Here is a 21,886-nt window from a genome sequence, read left to right on the forward strand (position 1 = left end):
GATGCGTGATGCCTTTCTCGCCCAGGTGCGCGGGACGCTCGACCAGATCCGCGCGGACGGTTTTTACAAGACCGAGCGCGAGATCGCGAGTCCCCAGGCGGCAGCCGTGCGGCTCGCCGGCGGTGCCGGCGTGCTCAATTTCTGCGCGAACAACTATCTGGGTCTGGCGAACGATCCGCGCCTGCTCGACGCGGCGAAGGCCGGCCTCGACCAGGACGGCTTCGGCATGGCATCGGTGCGCTTCATCTGCGGCACGCAAACCGTCCACAAGCAACTGGAAAGCGCGCTGGCCGCGTTTCTCGGCACCGAGGACAGCATCCTCTATTCGAGCTGCTTCGACGCGAACGGCGGCCTGTTCGAAACATTGCTCGACGAGAACGACGCAGTGATCAGCGACGAGCTGAACCACGCGAGCATCATCGACGGCATTCGCCTGTGCAAGGCGAAGCGTTTCCGCTACAAGAACAACGATCTCGCCGACCTCGAGGCGAAGCTCAAGGAAGCCGATGCCGCGGGCGCGCGGCACAAGCTGATCGCCACCGACGGCGTGTTCTCGATGGACGGCATCATCGCCGATCTCAAAGGCATCTGCGATCTCGCCGATCGCTACGGCGCACTGGTGATGGTCGACGATTCGCATGCGGTCGGCTTCATCGGCACGCACGGCCGCGGCACGCCCGAACACTGCGGCGTCGAAGGCCGCGTCGACATCATCACGGGCACGCTCGGCAAGGCGCTCGGTGGCGCCTCGGGCGGTTATGTCGCCGCGCGTCGCGAGGTGATCGAGCTGCTGCGCCAGCGCTCGCGTCCATATCTGTTCTCGAACACGCTCACGCCGAGCATCGCCGCGGCGTCGCTGAAGGTGCTGGAACTGCTCGGCAGCGACGAAGGCGCGAAGCTGCGCGAGCGCGTGCGCGAGAACGGCGCGCGGTTCCGCAAGCAGATGACCGAAGCCGGCTTCACGCTCGTGCCCGGCGCGCATCCGATCATCCCGGTGATGCTCGGCGACGCGCAGCTCGCGACGAACATGGCCGACAGGCTGCTCGGCGAAGGCGTCTACGTGATCGGCTTCTCGTTCCCCGTCGTGCCGCGCGGCCGTGCGCGCATCCGTACGCAGATGAGCGCCGCGCATACGCCCGAGCAGATCGACCAGACGGTCGCCGCGTTCGTGCGCGTCGGCAAGTCGCTCGGCATCATCTGACGGAGGCGCGACCATGAAAGCACTGGCAAAGCTCGAACGCGGCCCCGGCCTCACGCTCACGCGGGTGAAGCGCCCCGAAGTCGGCCACAACGACGTGCTGATCAAGATCCGCCGCACGGCGATCTGCGGCACCGACATCCATATCTGGAAGTGGGACGACTGGGCGCAGAAGACGATTCCGGTGCCGATGCACGTCGGCCACGAATACGTCGGCGAGATCGTCGAGATGGGGCAGGAAGTGCGCGGCTTCGCGATCGGCGATCGCGTGTCCGGCGAAGGTCACATCACGTGCGGTTTCTGCCGCAACTGTCGCGCCGGGCGCCGGCATCTGTGCCGCAACACGGTGGGCGTCGGCGTGAACCGCGAAGGCGCGTTCGCCGAATACCTGGCGATTCCGGCATTCAACGCGTTCAAGATTCCGCCGGAGATTTCCGACGATCTCGCGTCGATCTTCGATCCGTTCGGCAACGCGACGCACACGGCGTTGTCGTTCAACCTCGTCGGCGAGGACGTGCTGATCACCGGCGCGGGCCCGATCGGCATCATGGCCGTCGCGATCGCGAAGCACGTCGGCGCGCGCAACGTCGTCATCACCGATATCAACGACTATCGGCTCGAGCTCGCGCGCAAGATGGGCGCGACGCGGGCGGTCAACGTCGCGCGCGAGTCGCTGCGCGACGTGATGGCCGACCTGCACATGACCGAAGGCTTCGACGTCGGTCTCGAGATGTCGGGCGTGCCGAGCGCGTTCACGAGCCTGCTCGAGGCGATGAACCACGGCGGCAAGGTTGCGTTGCTCGGCATCCCGCCCGCGCAGACGGCGATCGACTGGAACCAGGTGATCTTCAAGGGGCTCGAGATCAAGGGCATCTACGGCCGCGAGATGTTCGAGACCTGGTACAAGATGGTCGCGATGCTGCAGAGCGGCCTCGACCTGTCGCCGATCATCACGCACCGCTTCGCGGCCGACGATTACGAGCAAGGCTTCGCCGCGATGCTGTCCGGCGAAAGCGGCAAGGTGATTCTCGACTGGACCGTCTGAGTCGACTGAGTGTCGAGACGGGGCAGCGCGGCGCGATCGCCGCCTGCCCCGTTTTCGTTTGCACGCGCACCGTCACACGTCGAAACGCGTGATGCAGCGCTTGAGGTGAGATTATTCGGGAGCTGTGTTTGCGTGCCGAATCGCCGCACGATCCCGCATAGGTGACCGGCAATTGCACGTTCGCTTCACCGGTCGGCAGCTGCTTCGCTTCTCTCCCGTCACGCCATCCGGCGCCTGTTTCTCCACGTCCCCGCAGTTCCCCGCTTCGCTTGGCGTGCACGCGTTCGCCCGCCACCCTATGCGACATCGTGCCGAACCGAAACCTCGACCGTGAGCCGCACCCCGCGTTGCGACTCACTGATTGCGACTCACTGATGCGCGGGGCGATCGGCTTCGATCGGTGCACCGATCGCTACTTGATCCGTTCACCATTCGATCCGCGCGGGTCGAGCTGAAGGCTCAACACGACGAGCCAGCGCTTCGGACACTGCGGCGCAACGTCGAGCGGATCGCCATGCGCGCCGGGAGCCGTGACGAACCCGTGTTGCGCCGCGTACCGGTACGCGCGCAACGCATCCGCCTGCAGCCAGAAGCTCACGAGCACGCACGTCGCGAAGCGGAACAGCAGCACGGCCGCCGCGTCCGGTGCGAAACCGGCTGCGGCCAGCACGCCTTCGAACGCGAACGTCAACACGTGCGCCACCGCGATCGTGACGATCGTCAGCTTCATCACGCCACGCAGCCTTAGCGCCGCCCGCACGCGTGCCTGCCGGATGGCGAGCCGTGCGCGATCGTCGTCGTCATCGCGCTTGCGCACATCGGGTTTCACGATGCCGCACCGGCTTGCCGCGCGACGTCGATCTGCATCGTGCCGTGCGCGCGCGTGCTGCCGTCGGCGCCGCCGACGGCCTTGCACAGGATCGTGCTGTCGTAGTTGTGCCCCGGAAAGCGCACCACGTCGACCGGCTGAAATCCGTCGCGACGATAGAACGCGATGAGCCGAGCCGCCGCGTACGGCGCGTCGAGCGCGAGATGCGTCGCGCCGCGCGCGGCGGCCCGACGTTGCGCGAATGCGAGCAGCGCGCGGCCGATGCCGCGATCCTGCCAGACCGGATCGACGGCCAGCTGCTCGAGCGTCGCGACGCGCCGGCTGCGATACGGATCGCAGCGCGAATCGGGATCGTGCGAGCGCATCGTCATCGTCGCGACCAGATGCGCGTTGCCGAGCGCGACGAAGCACTCGCCGGTCAGCACGCGTTCGCGCGTCGCCGCGGCCGGCTGATCGACGCACGGGCAATTGAAGCCCAAGGCGCCGAGCGGCGCGAACGCGCGATGCAGCAGCGCGGTCAGCGTGTCGTACGAATCGCTGCACGGGTCGAAGCGCCGCACGATGACGCGGCCGTCGAGCCGTTTCGCATAAGCCGCATAGGCGCGCGCGGGGCGCGCGGATTCCGGTCGCTGCATGATGTCCTTTCGCCCAGACAGGGTGACCGAAGTGTAGTGAGCGTCGTGTCGCCGCTTCAAGAAAAAATGTCGTAAACGCGGCCGGCCTCGACGTCTCGGCCAGGACACGACGAGGCCCTCTCGCCGGCAGGGCTTTTCACATGAAGGTTGACGCCGGAGAACGATCGTTCTACCGTAAACCCATGAACACACTTCTCGACTCCTCCGGCGAACCGGGCGTGCGCGACCGGCTGCTCGACGCGGCCGAAGCGCTGATCTATTCGGGCGGCATCCATGCGACCGGCGTCGATGCGATCGTCAAGCGATCCGGCGCGGCACGAAAGAGCTTTTATTCGCATTTCGAATCGAAAGAGGCGCTGGTGGTCGCCGCGCTCGAACGTCGCGACGAGCGCTGGATGCGCTGGTTCGTCGACGCCACGCTGGCGCGCGGCAAGACGCCGCGCGCGCAACTGCTCGGCATGTTCGACGTGCTGCGCGACTGGTTCGGGCAGCCGGACTTTCATGGCTGCGCGTTCCTGAATACGGCGGGCGAGATACCCGACGCCGACGATCCCGTGCGCGTCGTCGCCCGCATGCACAAGGCGCGTCTGCTGGCGTTCGTGCGCGAGCGCTTCGACGCCTGTGCCGACGAAACCGGCATCGAGCGCCGCGGGCTCGCGCGCATCGCGCGTCAGTGGCTCGTGTTGATCGACGGCGCGATCGGCGTGGCGCTCGTCAGTGGCGATGCAAACGCCGCGCGCGATGCGCGCGCGACGGCCGAACTGCTGCTCGATGCCGTGTCGCGGTAGCCGACGCAGCGAACCCGAACCGGCTGCGTGCGTTCGCGGCCACAACCCTGAACAGGAGCAACCCATGTCCGCTTCCCCCGAAGTTCGTCCGCCCGTTCCGCCCTTCACGCTCGACACGGCGCGCCAGAAAGTGCGCGCCGCCGAGGACGCGTGGAACACGCGCGACCCGCAACGCGTGTCGCTCGCCTATACGCCGCAAAGCCGCTGGCGCAATCGCGCGGAATTCGTGACGGGCCGCGACGAGATCGTCGGGCTGCTGCAGCGGAAGTGGGCGCGCGAACTCGACTACCGGCTGATCAAGGAGCTGTGGGCGTTCGACGGCAATCGCATCGCGGTGCGTTTTGCGTACGAGTGGCATGACGATGCGGGTAACTGGTTCCGTTCGTACGGCAACGAGAACTGGGCGTTCGACGAGAACGGCCTGATGGCGCATCGCCACGCGAGCATCAATGATCTGCCGATTCGCGAGGCGGACCGCCTTTATCACTGGCCGCTTGGTCGTCGTCCGGACGATCATCCGGGGCTGTCCGACCTCGGGCTGTGATGCCGCGCACGCGCTCAACGGAGCGGCGAACGCGTCCCCGCGGTTCAATGGTGAGGAAATTCGGGAGCCGTCCGTTGAAGGTGAGATTTTTCGGGACGAGGTGAAATGCTGCGTCGGACTGTGTGCTTCGACCCGGTCGACGCGGCCTTGCGCCCGATGCAGCGGCGGATGTCTCGACGTGCTGCGGTGTGCGTCGTCGCGTGATGCATCTCACCGATCGCGTCGAAGCGAACGTGTGTTGACGATCGGTGGGTGCGAGCGCGACGTGCAACTCACCGATCGAATTGATTTCGACGTCAACGAAGATTCGCGCAAACAGTGCGCGTTGCGATGTGCCGTCGCTCACCGCTCGACTTCACCGCGACGTATCGGCGGAGTCTGCACAAGTGCGCAACCGCATCGCGTGCCGCTCACCGCAGACTATTCACGCAGTGCCGCCCGGCGCGAACGCCGGACGCGCCCCTCAACCGGCAACCCGCGCGGCGATCGCCTCGCCCACTTCCTGCGTGCCTGCATGGCCGCCGAGATCGCGGGTATGCGGCCCCGTGCGCAGCACGTCCTCGATGGCGGCGACGATCGCATCGTGCGCGTCGCGTTCGCGGCCCGTGCCGTTGCCGAGGAAGTCGAGCATCATCGCCGCCGACCAGATCATCGCGACCGGATTCGCGATGTATTGCCCCGCGATGTCGGGTGCGGAACCGTGCACGGGTTCGAACAGCGACGGGAACGTGCGGTCGGGGTTCAGGTTCGCCGACGGCGCGATGCCGATCGTGCCCGTACACGCCGGCCCGAGATCCGACAGGATGTCGCCGAACAGGTTCGACGCGACGACGACGTCGAAGCGGTCCGGTTGCAGCACGAAGCGCGCGCACAGGATGTCGATGTGCTGCTTGTCGACCGCGATTTCCGGATAGCGTTCGGCCATCTCGGCCGCGCGCGCGTCCCACCACGGCATGCTGATCGCGATGCCGTTGCTTTTCGTCGCGACGGTCACGCGCTTCGCGCGCCGCTGCGCGAGCTCGAACGCGAATTTCAGCACGCGCTCGGTGCCGTGCCGCGTGAAGATCGACTGCTGCATCACGACTTCGCGTTCGGTGCCTTCGAACATCGTGCCGCCCACCGACGAATATTCGCCCTCGGTGTTCTCGCGCACGATCATGAAGTCGATGTCGCCGGCGCGGCGGCCGGCGAGCGGCGACGGCACGCCGTCGAACAGGCGCGCGGGCCGCAGGTTGATGTACTGGTCGAATTCGCGGCGGAATTTCAGCAGCGAGCCCCACAGCGAAATGTGATCGGGCACGGTCGCCGGCCAGCCGACCGCGCCGAACAGGATCGCATCCATGTCCGACAGCTGCGCTTTCCAGTCGTCCGGCATCATCTTGCCGTGCCGCGCGTAGTAGTCGCAGCTCGCCCAGTCGATCTCGACGAAGTCGAAGCGCACGCCGAAGCGCGCGGTCACGGCGGCGAGCACGCGCAGCCCCTCCGGCATCACTTCGCGGCCGATGCCGTCGCCGGGGATCACGGCAATCCTGTAAGTCCTGTCGGTCATGCAAATCTCCTTGGCTGGTCGGCCAGCTGCCGGGAAGGCAACGGCCCGTCACGTCATTCTATTTATTTCCATCCGGATTAAAATCACGCAAAAGTTAATCGACTTTCCACGAATCGTGAATAAATCGCCGAACCTCGACGACCTGCGCGTGTTCAGCCTGGTCGTCCGCCTCGCGAGCTTCAGCGCGGCCGCCGAGCAGCTCGCGGTATCGCCCGCGTACGTCAGCAAGCGCATCGCGATGCTCGAGGCGCAGCTCGGCACGCGCCTGCTGCATCGCTCGACACGCCGCATGACGGTCACCGAAGCCGGCGAACGCGTGTTCGCGCGCGCGGAGAAGATTCTCGACGACGTCGATCATCTCGTCGAGGACGTGTCGACCACGCGCACGGTGCCGCGCGGCACGCTGCGCCTGTCGAGCAGCTTCGGCTTCGGCCGGCACGTCGTCGCGCCGGCGCTGCTCGACTTCAGTGCGCGCTATCCGCAGTTGAACGTGCGGCTCGATCTGTTCGACCGGCTCGTCGACGTGGCCGGCGAAGGCTACGACCTCGACGTGCGCATCGGCGACGAGATCGCCGATCACCTGATCGCGCGCCGCCTCGCCACGAACCATCGCGTGCTGTGCGCGTCGCCCGACTATCTGGCCCGCCGCGGAACGCCGCGCTCGCTGGCCGATCTGGCCTCGCACGACTGTCTCGCGATCAAGGAGCGCGATCATCCGTTCGGCGTATGGCGGCTGACCGTGCGCGGCGAAACGGCCACGGTGAAGGTCGGCGGCGCGCTGTCGACAAACCATGGCGAGGTGGCCGTGCAATGGGCGCTGGCCGGGCGCGGCATCGTGCTGCGCTCGATCTGGGAGGCCGGGCCGCTGATCGAACGTGGCGCGTTGTGCCGCGTGCTGCCGGACGCGCTTCAGCCCGCGAACATCTGGGCCGTGTATCCGGAACGCGTCGCGGCGTCGGCGAAGGTGCGCGTGTGCGTGGATTTTCTGGTGGAGACGCTGGCCGGCCTGAACGCCGTCGCGAGCGACGATACGGCCTGAAACCGGCTAAAGGTGAGCTTTTACGGGGGCGTGCGCAGGCGCCGTCGACGGCGCCTGCGGGCGCGTTACACGGCGCTCGACGCACCGAGCATCAAGTCGAGATTCTGCACGGCCGCGCCGGATGCGCCTTTGCCGAGATTGTCGAACACCGCGGACAGCAGCACCTGGCCGCGCGCTTCGTTGACGAACACGCCGAGCCGCAGATCATTGGTGCCGTTCAGCGCTTGCGGATCGAGATGCGTTGCCGCGGCGGCGTCCGCGAGCGGTGTCACGTCGACGTGGCGCGCGTCCGCGTAGTGGTGCGCGAGACACGCGTGCAGCCGCTCACCGGTCGCGCCGGCCGGAAGCAGCCGCAGCTCGATCGGAATGGTGAGCACGATGCCTTGCCGATAGGCACCGTAGGCCGGCACGAAGAACGGGCGGTGCGCGAGCCCCGCATGCTGCCGGATCTCGGGCACGTGCTTGTGTTCGAGCGCGAGGCCGTACACCTGCAGCGGCAACGCGCGCGTGGCGGCGTCGGCCGATTCGAATGCGTCGACGGCCGCCCGGCCGCCGCCCGAGTAACCGGACACCGCGTGGATGCTCACCGGGTAGTCGCGCGGCAGCAGCCCGGCCTGCAGCAGCGGGCGAAGCAGGCCGATCGCGCCGGTCGGGTAGCAGCCGGGATTGGTCACGCGCTTCGCATGTGCGATGTCCTGCGCGTGTCCGTCGGCCATCTCGGGAAAGCCGTAGACCCAGTCGGGCTGCGTGCGATGGGCCGAACTCGCGTCGATCACGCGTACCGCCGGGTTCCGGATGAAGCCGACCGCTTCGCGCGCGGCCGCGTCGGGCAGGCACAGGATGGCGATATCGCACGCGTTGAGTGCATCGGCGCGGCGCGCGGGGTCCTTGCGTTCGGCGGCGGGAAGCGTGAGCAGCCGTACGTCGGTGCGGTCGCGCAGACGCGCGTGAATCTGCAACCCGGTCGTGCCCTGGTCGCCGTCGATGAAGACAGTGGGGAAGCTCATGATGGTCGTGTGCGTCGCGTTCGGTCGTCGGGGGAAACCGTATCGTCCACCGAACGCCTAGAATAGGAAAAGTTGAATTTGCTGATCGTATGATTCAGCTTTCCTGAACGAGAGGGATGCGATGCGCGAGATCAGTCTGGACCGCCTGCGTACGCTGGTCGCGATCGCGGACCAGGGGTCCTTCGTGGCGGCGGCGCAATGGCTTCATCTCGCCCCGCCGACCGTCAGTCTGCATGTCGCCGAGCTGGAAAGCCGCGTCGGCGCGCCGCTGCTGTCGCGCACACGCGGCAACGTGCGCCCGTCGGTGATCGGCGAAGTGCTGGTGGAGCGGGCGCGGCGCCTGCTGGCCGAGGTCGAAGCCACGCTGGACGACGTGCAGCGACAGGTGCAGGGGTTGAGCGGGCGCGTCCGGCTCGGCGCATCGACCGGCGCGGTCGCGCATCTGTTGCCGCAGGCGGTGGCCGGATTGCGCGCGCAGCATCCGGATATCGACGTGCAGATCGCGGTGCTCACGTCGCAGGACACGCTGGCGCGCATTGCACAAGGCACGCTCGATGTCGGGCTGGTTGCGCTGCCGCAGGCGCCGGTCGCGGGGCTGTCGATCCGGCCGTGGCGCCGCGATCCGGTGATGGCTTTCCTGCCTGCGGACTGGCCGCTTCCGGCCCGTGTGACGCCAGCGTATCTGGCCGCGCGGCCGCTGATCCTCAACGATGCGACGACGCGCCTGTCGCGGCTTACGACCGAATGGTTCGCACTGGGCGGCCATCGGCCCGAGCCGCGGATCGAACTCAACTACAACGATGCGATCAAGAGCCTGGTCGCCGCGGGGTACGGCGCGACGCTGCTGCCGCACGAGGCGGGCGCCCCGCTGCCGGATGCGCGCATCGTCATGCGGCCGCTACGGCCGGCGTTGTGGCGCGAGCTGGGGATTGCCCATCGTGCCGGCCCGGTCGAACGGGCGACGCAGCACGTGCTCGACGCGCTGTGGGCGCTCGGTGCGCGATAGCCGATCATTGTGCGATCGGCCCGTGCGAGCCATGCGGCCCGCATGCGCGTTCAGATTCAGAGCCGGTTGTCCTTCGCCAGCGTGAGCACGCGCGCCCAGCGCTGCGCATCGCGCTTGTCCATCATCGGCAGCTTCCATTCGCCGCGCACGGCGTCGCGCACGCGCACGACGAGATGCCAGCGGCCGTCGATCGGCGCGGCCTCGCAGCCGTCGAGCTGCGACAGCGTATAGCGGCCGTCCGCGCCGTCATGCGACAGCCACAGCAGCCCTTGCGTCGCGGACACGCGCAACTCGCCCCACGCGCGATGCACGACGTGCGTCCAGCCTTCTTCCTTCGTGTTCGGTGCGATGTCGCGGCGACGCTTGAGCCACCACGCGATCAGCGCGACCAGGAGCGCGGCGGCCAGCACGGCGGCCGCGATCGCGACCGGCTGGCCGAACTGCGCGGCGATGACGTGAAACAGGTGAACGGCGCCCCATCCGAGGGCGATGAGCGCGAATAGCGCAATGAAAATCGGCATGTCGAATCGGAAAGGAGGACGGGCCGGCGCATGCAGCATGCCGGCCCGTTGCACACGGCATTACCGGCGGCGGTGAATGTCGTGCGTGACGAAGCCCGCGTCGTTGACGGGCAGCGCGAGGCCGTCCTTCACCGCGAGCGTCTTGCGGATGTCGTCGAGACCCGCGGACCAGTGGTCGCGCATCGTCGACAGACCGAACTGATAGTCCTTGTAGTGATGCTCGTACGCCTTCTGCTGATAGATCAGATGCTGGATGTTGTACTTCTTCCCGCTCGACATCGCTTCGGCCTCGACGCACCACGGGTCGTTCTTGCGCTGCTCTTCCGGCACCTGTTCGAGCACGTGGCGCAGCACGTTGCGGTAGCGCTGCTCGCGCTGCAGCGTGTCGGTGACGAAACGCGTGCGGCTCGAGTACTGCACGTCCTTCGTGCGCTCGGCGACGTCGGCCATCGTGCGCGGCAGCGGCCCGCGCGCGCTCCACAGATCGACCTGGAACGCGAGCGTGTCGCGGCGCGGCCGGGCGCGGAGCACTTCCATCAGCGGCGTGTTCGACACGACACCGCCGTCCCAGTAATACTCGCCGTCGATCTCGACGGGCGGGAACGCGGGCGGCAGCGCACCGGACGCCATGAAATGCTCGGGCGCGAGACGGATGCGCGAGTTGTCGAAGTACACGAAGTTGCCGGTGCCGACGTTGACCGCGCCGACCGACACGCGCGTCTCGCCCGAATTGATCCGGTCGAAATCGCACAGTTTCAGCAGCGTCGCGCGCAGCGCCGACGTGTCGTACCAGCTGATTTTTTCAGGATGGTCGGACACGCCCGGCAGCGGCGGCGGAAAGCGCGGCACGAAGAAGCCCTGCTGGCCCTGCATCATCGCGCTGGCGGCCTGCGACGCGGTGAAGAACGTGCGGACCTGGTCGATGCTGTTGAACAGCGCGAATTCGAACGCGGCCGGAATCGTCGGAAAGAACGCCGGCTGGCAGATCGTTTCCCAGAATTCGCGCAAGCGCTCGACGCGATGCTCGGGCGCATTGCCGGCGATCAGCGCGGTGTTGAGCGCGCCGATCGAGATGCCCGCGATCCAGTCGAGCGGAATGCCCGCCTCGTGCAGCCCTTCGAACACGCCGGCCTGGTACGCGCCGAGCGCGCCGCCGCCCTGCAGGACGAGCGCGATCGTTTCGTACGGCAGCGACCGTGCGGCCGCCGGCGCGCCGGCTTCGTGGTGCAGGTCCGCCGCATCCACGGCCTGCTTTTCGGTGCGGGCGTGCGGCTTCATTGCATGAACCAGCCGTGGCTGACGATGAACGACTGGCCCGTGAGCGCGGCGCTCGGGAACGCCGACAGGAACAGCACCGTCTGCGCGACGTCCTGCACCGTCGTGAACACGCCGTCGACCGTGTTGCCGAGCATCACCTTCTTGATCACTTCCTCTTCGCTGATGCCGAGCTCCTTCGCCTGCTCCGGAATCTGCTTGTCGACCAGCGGCGTGCGCACGAAGCCCGGACACACGACGTGCGAGCGCACGTTGTGCTTCGCGCCTTCCTTCGCCAGCACGCGCGCCAGGCCGAGCAGACCGTGCTTGGCCGTCACGTACGCCGACTTCAGCGGCGACGCTTCGTGCGAGTGCACCGAACCCATGTAGATCACGACGCCGCCGCGATCGTCCTTGTACATGTGCTTGAGCGCGGCCTTCGTCGTCAGGAACGCGCCGTCCACGTGGATCGCCTGCATCTTCTTCCAGTCGGCGAACGAGTAGTTCTCGATCGGGTTGACGATCTGGATGCCCGCGTTCGACACGAGGATGTCGACCGAGCCGAACGCTTCGGCCACCTTGTCGATGCCGGTGTTCACGGCTTCCTCGTTGGTCACGTCCATCGCGACGCCGATCGCCTTGCCGCCCGCCTTGTTGATCTCGTCGGCGACCGCGTTCGCGCCGTCCTGGTTCAGGTCGGCGATCGCGACGGCCGCGCCTGCCTTGGCGAGCTCCAGTGCGATTTCCTTGCCGATGCCGCTCGCGGCGCCCGTGACGACTGCGGTCTTGCCATTCAGGTTGCTCATGTTCGAATTCCCGTGGTGAAAGGATTGACAGGGAGAAAGGACTGCGGACGTGTTACTGAGCCAGGTAATCGTAGACGACTTCGCCGAGGCCCAGCGTCAAATCCGCGACGAGGTGGCGCGCCTCGACGATCTCGAGCACCGGCAGATCGGCCACCGGCGCGAGCGCGTGCGGCGCCAGCTCCAGCGATGCGGGGCCCGTCCATGCGCCCTTCATCTTGATGTCCTGCATGTAATAGCGCACCAGTTCGCAGACGCGCGCGGTGCCGTCGACGTGCGGGATGATCTTCAGCAGGAAATTGGGGCCGGCGAGCCGCTTCGTCTGCTCGTCGATGTCGAGTTCCTTGTGCTTGTAGCCCATCGTGCCGGTCGCGACGCGCACCTTGCCGTAGTCGAGCGTGCCCAGGATGTGATCGGTGTTCACGTGCAGCGTGGGCGACGCGAGCTTCTTCGGGAAGCCCCACAGCTCGCGGCCGCCGGCGATCGGCGGATGATCGTCGAGATACATCGCGAGCGTATAGCCGCCCGCCTGACCGTTGTATTCGACCGGGATCACCTGGCCGCTTTCGGTGTAATCGCCGAAGCCGGTCGAATCGGCCATGCGAATGAATTCGTAGTGGACGAGCGGCTCGGTGACCTGCAGCGGCTCGGGGACGATTTCACGGAGGCGGTCCGGATCGGTGCGGTACGTGATGATCAGAAACTCACGATCGACGAAACGGTACGGGCCCATCGGGAACGCAGGGCTGGTCAACGGCATCGCAAACGCTTTCGATCGGACATCGCTGGGTTTCATGCGGACTCCTTGTTGTTGATCGTTTCGTGGATGAGTGGACGTAATCGTATGCCTGTGCGTTGCCGTTGTGCGATGCCGCATCTGGAATTAATTGTTGCCGATTTCGAATAATTTGCGGCGTAAATATTGAGATGAATGAGACAAACGGCCTGGACGGCGTGCCGGCCGGGCCATGGTCGCACGCATCGATGACGTCATCGTGTGAAAAGGGTGAGTCTTTACGGGAGCGAGGGTGAGCCTTTACGGGAAACGGTCGCGCGGTAATATGACAATTGTGTGAACTTGTGTTGCAGTGCAGGCTCTAAGTGCGTTCGCCGCGCGGGCCTTGTCCGGGCGGCTGCCGCATTAAGCACCGCTTAAGCGACGACGCTCTAGCATCGTTCGACTCCGGCCGGGCAACCGGCCGATCCTTGACGCCCCACGCAACCGGATTCATGCAGAACCTCAATCTCGTCATCTTTTCCGCCATCAACGCCGGCGGTGCACCGCACCCGGGCGTTGCCCGCCTCGCGATCTTCGCCGCCGACTGGCTCGTCTATGCGCTGCCCGCGATGCTGCTGCTGACCTGGATCTTCGGCGCACGCCCCGCGCGGCACCAGGCGATCGAAGCCGGCGTCGGCGTCTGCGTGGCGCTCGTGCTCGCGCAAATGCTCGGGCATGTCTGGTTCTCGCCGCGCCCGTTCATGGCCGGCGTCGGCACGCAGCTGATTCCGCACGCGCCGGACAGTTCGTTTCCGAGCGATCACATGACGTTCGCGTGGAGCATGGCGGTCGGCCTGCTGCTCGGCGGCACGACGCGGGTCACCGGTTTCGTGATGGCGGCGATGGCCGTGGCGATCGCGTGGGGGCGCGTCTATGCGGGCGTGCACTGGCCGTTCGACATGGCGGGCGGGGTGCTGGTCGGCACGGTGGGCGCGCTGGCCGCGCACCTGTACGGGCAACGCGTGACCGCGCTGCTCGAACGGCTCGGCGATTCGGTGCATGCGGTCGTGATGGGGCGCCGGCAGGCGCCGTAAGCAGAAGGAAGCGGCGGAACGCCGTCAGCCGGACGAGCCGGATGTGCGGGCCGATTCGGCCGAGGCGGACGGGCTGCCGCCCGCATCGTGCAGTTCAGGCGTATCGGCCGGATGCCGCGCGGCATCGCGGTCGAGGGCGCTTTCCTTCAGGATCGCGCACATCGCGACGAACAGCGCGAGGACGACCGCGGCGAGGCCGCAATAACCGGCGATCTTCAGGTGGCGAAGGAAAGGCGAAGCGTGGCTTTCTTTTGTCATGACCGGGCGCTCCTGGGCGGGCTGCGGCGGCTGTCGCCCGACAGCGGCGTCGCAGACATACATATATACCCGCCGCGATGCCGGTGCCAAGCCCGCTGCTGCGCCGGCGCCACGATTGTTTCAGCCGCCGGTCGAGCGGTATCCGCCCCGCTCAGTCTTCCAGCGTTTCGTGCACGGCCGCCGCGCCGCGCTTCCAGTAGGCCGCCGCGCGGATGCGCGACTTGTCGACGCCGCGCTCGCCGGTCAGGTGCTGGCGCACCGCGCGCATCGACAGCGCTTCGCCGGCCGCCCACACGTAGCCGTCGCCGGACGACGGCAGCGGCAGGTCGCGCACGGCATTCAGCAGCGCGTCGCCGTCCGCCGCGTCGGCTTCGGCGCGAAAGCGCCAGATTTCATGCACGTCGGCGCGCGTATCGAACGAGATCTGCGCGGTGCGATCCGCGACTTCCAGCACGACCGCCGCGCGCGCGCCGGCCGGCAATTCCGAGAGACGCCGCGCGACGGCCGGCAGCGCCGTATCGTCGCCGATCAGCAGATGCCAGTCGAAACCGGTCGGGACGACGAACGAACCGCGCGGGCCGCCGATGCCGAGCCATTGGCCGACGCGTGCCTGCGCGGCCCACTGCGATGCCGGGCCCGGATGGTTCAGCACGAATTCCAGATCGAGTTCGCGGGCGGCGCGGTCGAAGCGGCGCGGCGTGAAGTCGCGCGCGACCGGCTTCGGTTCGCCGGCCGGAAACTCGGGGCCGTTCGCGCCGAGCGTCGGCAGCGCGGGGCGTTCCGCGCCCGGCGGCGGGAAAAATACCTTCACGTGATCGTCGAACGACGCGGATTCGAAATCCGCGAGATCGGGGCCGCCGAGCGTGACGCGCAGCAGATGCGGCGTCACGGGATGCACGCGCAGCACTTGCAGCAGGCGGAACTTGAGGGTGTGGCGCACGCGGGTGACGGTGCGCTCGGATGTGTTCTGCATCGATCCGTTCTCCTTGGGTGGTGACGGGACGGCGCGGATCACGCGCCGGCGCCGCCTTCGATTTCGGCCGTCGCGCGGCGCATGATGGCCGCGATGCGGCGTTGTTCGTCGGCGTCGGCGGCGCTCTTGTGCAGCAGCGCGCGCTTGAGCGCGAGACGCGCCTCGACGAATTCCGGCAGCCAGCCGGCTTGCGATTCGTCCTGCGCTTCGTTGCCCGCCGATTCCCCGGCGAACGCGCGCCGCATGAACTCCATCTTGCGGGCGAGGTGCGTGAGGCGCGCGAACAGCGTGTCGACGCGTTCGCGCTGGGCGTCGAGATGCGCGCGGCCTGCGTCGGTCAGCGCATAGCGCTTGCGGTTGCCTTCCGCTTGCGACGCGACGAAGCCGACTTCCTCGAGATAGGTGAGCGCCGGATACACCATGCCGGGGCTCGGGCTGTAGAAGCCGTTCGAGCGTGTGTCGAGCGCCTTGATCAGTTCGTAGCCGTGGCTGGGCTGTTCGGCCACCAGCGCGAGCAGCAGCAGCTGGAGATCGTCGGAGCTGAACTGGCGGCCGCGCGGCATGCCGTCGTCGCCGAAATCGCCGAAGCCGCGCCCGCCACGGCCGCCGAACGGGCCGCCGCCGAATGCATCGTGGCCGCGACGGTGGCGACCGATCGCGTACCAGAGACCGGCGAATCCCTCGGGGTGGTCATGCGCACCATGACCGTCGCATCGGGCATGGCCGCGGAAGTGGTTGTGTCGCATGATCGTGTCCTGTATGTCGTAAAACATATCTAAAGATATATATCGAAAGATACAGCGTCAAGGGGATTATTGAGGGCGGGATGGTGGGGCGGGGCGTGCGACGAGGCGGCCGTTGGGGGCGTTCCTGCGATGTCGTGGGTGAATCGATCCCGGCGACCGGGCGGGCGCGATGCCGCATCCGGTGTCGCGGCCGTTCGATCGACGCCTCCCGATGCATGGTCGTGCGGATACACCTGCGTTTGCCGACTACCCCGCGAGACATTCGCCGCGATGCGGCGGGATTCATGAATAAGTTAAACAGGGAAGATTATAAAAACGCCGAAGAAAACTATTTTAAAAATCGAAACGGTTTTATTTTATTTTCCACCGTGCAAACAAGAATTCCGCGTTGGCAAAGGTCATTAATCCGACTCCGTCATTCAATGTCATCGTGTCGGCCATGGCGCATGGATCACGGCAGAGCGAGCCGAGATGAAGAATTTCGACCCTTTATCCGTCATCCGAAAATTCATCGAAAAGGTAAAGCATTGCAATATAAAATCGTTATCCAGGTATGCCGGTTGCGGAGCACGATTTTATTTGGCAGGATTTTCATCGGGATGCCAGACTTTAAAACAACAAAGCGATCGACCATTCAGTTTGCCGAAATAACGCGCGACGCTTGGGCGACCCTTGCAGGAAGCTGACCAGAAAAACAGGTAACGAGGCGGCGAACGGGCGGCACTGTTCGCGATCATTGAAGCAATCGCTTGCCCGGCAGCGTCGATGCGTCACTCGAACGATCCGGGCGAATCCGACACGGGGCGGCCATGGCGATACTCAAGAACGACGCTTCCGGAGACGCATGCCTGCTCCGCGCGTATCACGTGTTCGGCCGCGACGACGCGCGCTGCGACACGGTCATCCGGGACGGCTCGGTGTCCCGCGTCCACGCCCATATCCGCTGGGTCGGCGGGCTCTGGGAGCTCCACGATCACAGCAGCAACGGCACGTCGGTATCGGGCGTCTCGCTGCGCGACGGCGAGCATGCGGTGCTGCAGCAAGGCGACGTGATCCGCTTCGGCAGGGCCGGCATCGCGCCGTGGCGCGTCGAGTCGCTCGACGATCCGGCCGATACGCTGTGGCCGATCCGCGGCGCCGCCGCGCCGATCGTGCTCGCGCCATGCCAGATCCTGCCGGCGCCTGCCGCGCAGCCGGTCACGATCGTTCGTTCGCCGGCCGGCGAATGGCTGTGCGACGACACGTTGCCGCCGCGCGCGCTGCATGACGGCGACGAAGTGTCGACCGGCGACTTCGCGTGGCGCCTCGCGCTCGCGCGCCACGGCTCGACGGTGATGCTCGCCGCCCCCGCCGATCCGGCCGCGCCGGCGCAATTGCTCGAGTTCTTCGTCAGCCGCGACGAGGAGCACGTGCGCATGCTGCTGCATGTCCGTGGCGGCGTGGTCGACCTCGGCGAACGCGCCCATCACTACAGCCTCGTCACGCTTGCCCGCGCGCGCTCGGCCGACATGCAGGCCGGCTACGACGCCGCCACGCAAGGGTGGATCGAACTCGACCGGCTCGCGCGCATGCTCGGCATCGATGCGTCCCATGTCAACGTGCAGATCCATCGCGCCCGGAGCCAATTCGCGGCGCTGCCGGGGTTGGGCGCGAGCCAGCTCGTCGAGCGTCGGCGCGGCAGCGTCCGCTTCGGCGATGTGCCGTTCCGGATCATGCGCGGCGAGCATCTCGAATGCGAGTCGGTGCCGGCCGTCGGGCCGCGTATCGGCGTGCCGCGCGCGGTGCCGGGCCCGGTCGTCCATTGCCCGTGAACGCGGGAGAACCGGCCGTGCTACCGACCGCGTCTCACCCCGCCGTCCGCCCGGACGCACCAGAACCGTCGAAGCGCGCGGCGCCTTTCGCGACGCTCGCCGGCAAATGGCATTACCGGCTCGGCGCGCTGCTCGGCGAAGGCGGCAACGGCGTGGTGTTTCGGGCGACCTGCGACGAGACGGGGTACGCCGTCGCGCTCAAGCTGATGCGCGACGACGCCGCGCTGGTCGCGCCGGAGCGGATGCGACGGCGGGCACGCTTTCGGCGCGAAACGAGCCTGTGCGAGGCGCTGCGGCATCCGAACATCGTGGCGCTGCTGGACCAGGGCGAGGCGCCCGACGGGCGGCTGTTCGCCGTATTCGAACTGGTCGAGGGCCGGACGGTGCGCGACCGGCTCGCGGCGGACGGGCCGCTGTCGGCCATCGACACCGGGCGGCTGATGACGGAGGTGCTCGACGCCCTCGCGGCCGCCCATCGGCGCGGCATCGTGCATCGCGATCTGAAGCCGCAGAACATCGTGATCGCGATGGCCGACGACGGGCCGCACGCGAAGCTGCTCGACTTCGGCATCGGCGCGTTGCTGCCCGGCACCGAAGACATCGCGCGCCAGACCGCGACGCTCGCGACCGAGGTGCTCGGCTCGCCGCCCTACTGCGCGCCCGAGCAGTTGCGCAACGAGCCGCCGACGCCCGCCAGCGACCTGTATGCGTGGGGCCTGATCGTGATCGAATGCCTGACGGGCGAGGTCGTCATGCAAGGCGTAAGCGTGGCCGAGATCCTCTATCAGCAACTGAGCCCGGTGGATGTGGCGCTCCCGCCGTCGATCGCGGCGCTGCCGCTCGGCGCGGTGCTGCGGCATGCGCTGAACAAGAATCCGCGGCAGCGCGCCGCGTCGGCCGAGGCGCTCGCGGCGCAGTTTCGTGCGCTCAACTTCGCCGCGCTCGTCGGCCAGTTCGCCGCCGGGCGCGCCGGCCGGCACGCGCGTTCGCGACCGCCTGCGCCGCGCGGCGAGACGATCGCGGAGGTGGGCGAGTACCGGCAGATCACTACTCTGTGCTGCTGCGTGACGATCGCCGGAGAGGGCCGCCGGCGCCATGCCGGAACCGAGCACGGGATGGTGCTCGACGGCTACGAGGAACAGTGGCTGACGAAGTGCGCCGATATCGCCGTCGGTTACGGCGCGCATGTGGGCGGACGGCTCGGCGACACGCTGCTGTTCCATTTCGGCCTGCAAGGCGACATCGACCGGCCCGCCCGCCGGGCAGTACGGGCGGCGCTCGACATGGTGCGCGTCGCCGAGCGCGCGCGGCTGCCGGTGCCGCCGGCCGCCGGCGGCCGTGCTGCTACCGGCGCGGAAGAAGGCTGGCGGGTCGAAGTGGCCGCCGCGATTCACGTCGGGCAGGTGCTCGCGCAGGCGTCGCACATGTCGGGCGTGTCGACGCCCGCCGCGGCATCGCGGCTGTTGCGGCTGGCCGGCCCGGGACAGATTCTGATCAGCGACGATGCGCGGCTCGTGCTCGAACGGCATGCCGATTCGCGGCCGACCGCGTTGCGGCTCGCGCGCGCGGGTGTCGTGTCGCAGCCGGTTCATGAACTGCTCGGCGAGCGGCACGCCGATACGCCGTTCGATTCGCTCGATGCCGGCAGGCGCACGCCCATGGTCGGCCGCGCGCGCGAGCTCGACGCGTTGCTGCGCGCGTGGCAGGACGCGCACGAGCGGCATCGTCGCGCGAGGCGCGGCGAGCCGGCGCCGCCCGGCGTGCCGAGGCTGGTGATCGGCGATGCGGGCTTCGGCAAGTCGCGGCTCGTGCACGAGCTGTGCGAGGCCGTGCGGACCCGCGGCCATGCCTTCGCGCAGTGCGGCTGCCTGCCCGAACGCGAGAACCACGCGTTGTTTCCGATCCTGCGGTTCATCGCCGCGCACTGGCAGGTCGACGCCGATCGTGCGCCCGGCGCGGCGCTCGCGGCGATCGACGCGATGATCGCGCCGCTCGATTGCGACCATGCGGCGGCGCGTGTCGCGCTCGCGACCTGGCTCGGGCTGCCCTGCGATGCGAACGGGCTGCTGTGGTCGAGCGCGCGCGAGCAGCACGCGCTGTTCGACGTCCTGGAGCAACTGATCGTGTCGCTCGGCAACGGCGCGCCGGTGTTGCTCGTGATCGAGGACGTTCAGTGGCTCGATCGCTCGACCGAGGAGTTTCTCGCGTATCTGCAGCACTCGCCGCGCGCAGCGGCACTGTGCATCGTGCTCACGTCGCGCCCCGACAAGCTCGCGCGCTGGCGCGGCGCGAGCGATCGCGTGGTGCTGCGCCGCCTGCCGCGCGACGACGCACAACGTCTGATGTCGGCGCATCTGGGCCCGGGCGCGTTCGATCCGGTGTGGCTCGACCGGCTCGCCGATCGCACCGCCGGCATTCCGCTGTTCATCGAGGCCGTCGCGCGCGAGCTGACGGTGAGCGGCGCGGACGGTCCGCTCGCGGGGCCTGCGGCAACGGACCCGTATCCGCTGCCGCTCAGCCTCGGTGGCATGCTCGGCCTGGCCTTCGACCGGATCGACGACGCGCGCGACACTGCGCAGCTCGCCGCGACCATCGGGCTCGAAGTGGATGCGCAATTGCTCGCCGACGCGTCGCCGCACGATCGGGTCACGCTCGACGCGCATCTGCGGCTGCTGCTCGAGGAGCGGATCGTGTATGCGCAACATCGGCGCGACCGCGTGTTCTATGCGTTCCGCCATGCGCTGATTCGCGACGCCGCATACGAATCGATGCCGCCCGCGGTGCGGCGCGGCAACCACGCGCGCGTCGGCCGTGCGCTGCTCGCGCAGGCCGATCGCGGCGCCGGGGCGCATGCGTTCGGCGTCGCCGGACACTTCGCGCGCGCCGGCGCGTGCGCGGACGCGATCGCGCACGGCATCGACGCGGCGCGCCGCGCGCTCGAACGTTCGCGATACGACGATGCGATCCGTTACGGGCAGGCCGTGCTCGATTGGCTCGCCACCGCCGATCACGCGCAGCGCGAGCACGACCGCGCGCGCATCCGCGCCACGTTGACGCACGCGACGATGGCGCGCTTCGGCTGGGCCGATGCGCAGGTACGCGAGCATGCGGAACAGTTGCTGCGGCAGACGCAGACGCTCGACGACCCGGAGCTCGAGATCAGCGCGTTGTGGACGCTGTCGACCTACTACCACGTCGCCGGCGACCGCGCGACCGTGCGCCGGATCGGCAAGCGGCTCGACACGCTCGCGACCGAGCGCGGCGAGGCGGGCGTGCAGGTCGCGGCGGACGCGATGCGCGGCATGAGCCTGTGGGTCGACGGCGACTATGCGCGCGCGCGTGCCGCGTTCGACGCGGTGCTGGCCGGTTACGACGTGCGACGCGACGCGGGGCACCGGCGCATCCTGGGGCTCGATACGCGCGCATGGACGATGGCGTCGCTCGCCAGCGTGCGCTGGTGCATGGATGACGATCCTCAGCCGGCGCTCGCGATGGCGCACGAAGCCGTGTATCGCGCGACCTGCCTCGATCATCTGCCGACGCTCGGCGTCACGATGATGTACCTCGCGCGCACGCATCAGCTCGCGGGCGATCGCGACGCGGCGCGAGCGGTGTCCGAGGCGATTCTCCGCCTCGCGGACGCGCACCGGCTGCGCGCGGTCGGGCACTACGCCGCGATCATTCACGCGTGGACGCAACGCGATCGCGCGGGCGTCGTCGCGCATCTCGACGCGCAGCGGCAGTCGGGCGGCCTGCTCGGGCTGACCTACTACGCGTCGCTGCTGGCCGAACTGGATGCCGAACGCGGCGACCATGACGCGGCGCTCGCGCAGATCGGGCAGTGCCTCGCCTGGTGCGAATCGAGCGGCGAACGGTATTACGAAGCACAACTATTGCTGAAGCAGGGCGAGTACTTGCGCCGGGCCGATCCGCGTTGCGGCGGCGTGGCCGCGCTGGACGCATGCCGGCGCGCAGTCGAAATTGCAACGACGGCGGGCATGGGCCGCATCGCCAGGCTCGCCGAAGCGACGTTGCAGTCGTTGCCGTAAGCAGTTCAACCCGTCATTC

At 67.9% G+C, this 21,886-nt stretch carries 21 protein-coding genes; 10 read left to right on the top strand and 11 right to left on the bottom strand.

The features are described from left to right. The first annotated feature begins 1 nt into the window (after position 1). Complete coding sequence (locus DFS13_RS17330; protein ID WP_006496225.1) at positions 2 to 1,201, top strand: glycine C-acetyltransferase; 1,200 nt, start codon at positions 2 to 4, stop codon at positions 1,199 to 1,201. Between the two features lie 13 nt (positions 1,202 to 1,214). Continuing rightward, entirely contained in the window at positions 1,215 to 2,243 is a 1,029-nt protein-coding gene (tdh, locus tag DFS13_RS17335) for an L-threonine 3-dehydrogenase (protein WP_006480187.1), read from the top strand. Between the two features lie 412 nt (positions 2,244 to 2,655). Here the strand turns inward: tdh and DFS13_RS17340 are convergent, their stop codons facing one another. After that, positions 2,656 to 3,072 carry a hypothetical protein gene (locus tag DFS13_RS17340; RefSeq protein WP_058902459.1) on the bottom strand — a complete coding sequence of 139 codons (417 nt, stop codon included), beginning with the start codon at positions 3,070 to 3,072 and terminating at the stop codon, positions 2,656 to 2,658. Next, positions 3,069 to 3,707 (bottom strand): GNAT family N-acetyltransferase, encoded by a 639-nt coding sequence (locus DFS13_RS17345; RefSeq protein ID WP_006485174.1) that lies wholly within the window; start codon positions 3,705 to 3,707, stop codon positions 3,069 to 3,071. The genes DFS13_RS17340 and DFS13_RS17345 overlap by 4 nt, the downstream gene beginning before the upstream one ends. Positions 3,708 to 3,889: 182 nt before the next feature. Between DFS13_RS17345 and DFS13_RS17350 the strand changes: the two genes are divergently transcribed. After that, on the top strand, positions 3,890 to 4,495 hold the full coding sequence (locus tag DFS13_RS17350) for a TetR/AcrR family transcriptional regulator (protein WP_043205268.1): 606 nt from the start codon (positions 3,890 to 3,892) through the stop codon (positions 4,493 to 4,495). Between the two features lie 64 nt (positions 4,496 to 4,559). Next, positions 4,560 to 5,039, top strand: coding sequence for a nuclear transport factor 2 family protein (locus DFS13_RS17355; protein WP_006485164.1), 480 nt, complete (start codon positions 4,560 to 4,562; stop codon positions 5,037 to 5,039). Between the two features lie 463 nt (positions 5,040 to 5,502). Here the strand turns inward: DFS13_RS17355 and DFS13_RS17365 are convergent, their stop codons facing one another. Further along, positions 5,503 to 6,588, bottom strand: coding sequence for a tartrate dehydrogenase (locus tag DFS13_RS17365; RefSeq protein ID WP_006496223.1), 1,086 nt, complete (start codon positions 6,586 to 6,588; stop codon positions 5,503 to 5,505). A gap of 115 nt (positions 6,589 to 6,703) precedes the next feature. Between DFS13_RS17365 and DFS13_RS17370 the strand changes: the two genes are divergently transcribed. Beyond that, positions 6,704 to 7,627, top strand: a complete 924-nt coding sequence (locus DFS13_RS17370; RefSeq protein WP_006485150.1) for a LysR substrate-binding domain-containing protein — start codon at positions 6,704 to 6,706, stop codon at positions 7,625 to 7,627. A gap of 65 nt (positions 7,628 to 7,692) precedes the next feature. Here the strand turns inward: DFS13_RS17370 and argC are convergent, their stop codons facing one another. Beyond that, positions 7,693 to 8,634, bottom strand: a complete 942-nt coding sequence (argC, locus tag DFS13_RS17375) for an N-acetyl-gamma-glutamyl-phosphate reductase (RefSeq protein WP_069352716.1) — start codon at positions 8,632 to 8,634, stop codon at positions 7,693 to 7,695. Positions 8,635 to 8,755: 121 nt separating this feature from the next. Here argC and DFS13_RS17380 point away from each other — a divergent pair, with 121 nt between their 5' ends. Next, on the top strand, positions 8,756 to 9,640 hold the full coding sequence (locus DFS13_RS17380; protein ID WP_069352715.1) for a LysR family transcriptional regulator: 885 nt from the start codon (positions 8,756 to 8,758) through the stop codon (positions 9,638 to 9,640). A 56-nt stretch (positions 9,641 to 9,696) separates the two neighbouring features. Here the strand turns inward: DFS13_RS17380 and DFS13_RS17385 are convergent, their stop codons facing one another. From DFS13_RS17385 to DFS13_RS17400, 4 genes are read right to left on the bottom strand one after another with little or no spacing between them, the layout of a single operon-like run. Next, complete coding sequence (locus DFS13_RS17385; protein ID WP_034203099.1) at positions 9,697 to 10,161, bottom strand: hypothetical protein; 465 nt, start codon at positions 10,159 to 10,161, stop codon at positions 9,697 to 9,699. 60 nt (positions 10,162 to 10,221) lie between these two features. Beyond that, positions 10,222 to 11,439, bottom strand: a complete 1,218-nt coding sequence (locus DFS13_RS17390; RefSeq protein ID WP_006496219.1) for a patatin-like phospholipase family protein — start codon at positions 11,437 to 11,439, stop codon at positions 10,222 to 10,224. Next, positions 11,436 to 12,221 carry a 3-hydroxybutyrate dehydrogenase gene (locus DFS13_RS17395; RefSeq protein WP_006485158.1) on the bottom strand — a complete coding sequence of 262 codons (786 nt, stop codon included), beginning with the start codon at positions 12,219 to 12,221 and terminating at the stop codon, positions 11,436 to 11,438. Before DFS13_RS17395 ends, DFS13_RS17390 begins: the two co-directional genes overlap by 4 nt. 52 nt (positions 12,222 to 12,273) lie before the next feature. Beyond that, complete coding sequence (locus DFS13_RS17400; protein ID WP_006485181.1) at positions 12,274 to 13,014, bottom strand: acetoacetate decarboxylase; 741 nt, start codon at positions 13,012 to 13,014, stop codon at positions 12,274 to 12,276. 434 nt (positions 13,015 to 13,448) lie between these two features. On the opposite strand from DFS13_RS17400, the gene DFS13_RS17410 reads away from it, so the two are divergent. Further along, positions 13,449 to 14,030 carry an undecaprenyl-diphosphatase gene (locus DFS13_RS17410; protein ID WP_111441916.1) on the top strand — a complete coding sequence of 194 codons (582 nt, stop codon included), beginning with the start codon at positions 13,449 to 13,451 and terminating at the stop codon, positions 14,028 to 14,030. A 24-nt stretch (positions 14,031 to 14,054) separates the two neighbouring features. Here the strand turns inward: DFS13_RS17410 and DFS13_RS17415 are convergent, their stop codons facing one another. The 3 genes from DFS13_RS17415 to DFS13_RS17425 form a co-directional block, all read right to left on the bottom strand. After that, positions 14,055 to 14,288: a hypothetical protein gene (locus tag DFS13_RS17415; protein ID WP_006485180.1), complete on the bottom strand. Its 234-nt coding sequence runs from the start codon at positions 14,286 to 14,288 to the stop codon at positions 14,055 to 14,057. 151 nt (positions 14,289 to 14,439) lie between these two features. Continuing rightward, positions 14,440 to 15,261, bottom strand: a complete 822-nt coding sequence (locus DFS13_RS17420) for a siderophore-interacting protein (RefSeq protein WP_006494605.1) — start codon at positions 15,259 to 15,261, stop codon at positions 14,440 to 14,442. Between the two features lie 38 nt (positions 15,262 to 15,299). Then, entirely contained in the window at positions 15,300 to 16,007 is a 708-nt protein-coding gene (locus DFS13_RS17425) for a PadR family transcriptional regulator (RefSeq protein WP_012492994.1), read from the bottom strand. A 284-nt stretch (positions 16,008 to 16,291) separates the two neighbouring features. Between DFS13_RS17425 and DFS13_RS39915 the strand changes: the two genes are divergently transcribed. The 3 genes from DFS13_RS39915 to DFS13_RS17435 all read left to right on the top strand — a co-directional run bounded on the left by DFS13_RS39915 (position 16,292) and on the right by DFS13_RS17435 (position 21,867). After that, positions 16,292 to 16,693: a hypothetical protein gene (locus tag DFS13_RS39915; RefSeq protein WP_134163154.1), complete on the top strand. Its 402-nt coding sequence runs from the start codon at positions 16,292 to 16,294 to the stop codon at positions 16,691 to 16,693. A 123-nt stretch (positions 16,694 to 16,816) separates the two neighbouring features. Continuing rightward, positions 16,817 to 17,818, top strand: coding sequence for an FHA domain-containing protein (locus DFS13_RS17430; protein ID WP_060212224.1), 1,002 nt, complete (start codon positions 16,817 to 16,819; stop codon positions 17,816 to 17,818). Beyond that, positions 17,815 to 21,867 carry a TOMM system kinase/cyclase fusion protein gene (locus DFS13_RS17435; RefSeq protein WP_111441957.1) on the top strand — a complete coding sequence of 1,351 codons (4,053 nt, stop codon included), beginning with the start codon at positions 17,815 to 17,817 and terminating at the stop codon, positions 21,865 to 21,867. The genes DFS13_RS17430 and DFS13_RS17435 overlap by 4 nt, the downstream gene beginning before the upstream one ends. Positions 21,868 to 21,886: the final 19 nt, after the last annotated feature.

Origin of the sequence: Burkholderia sp. 28_3 (assembly GCF_003253915.1) — a bacterium.
In the GTDB taxonomy this organism is placed as follows: Bacteria; Pseudomonadota; Gammaproteobacteria; order Burkholderiales; family Burkholderiaceae; genus Burkholderia; species Burkholderia cenocepacia.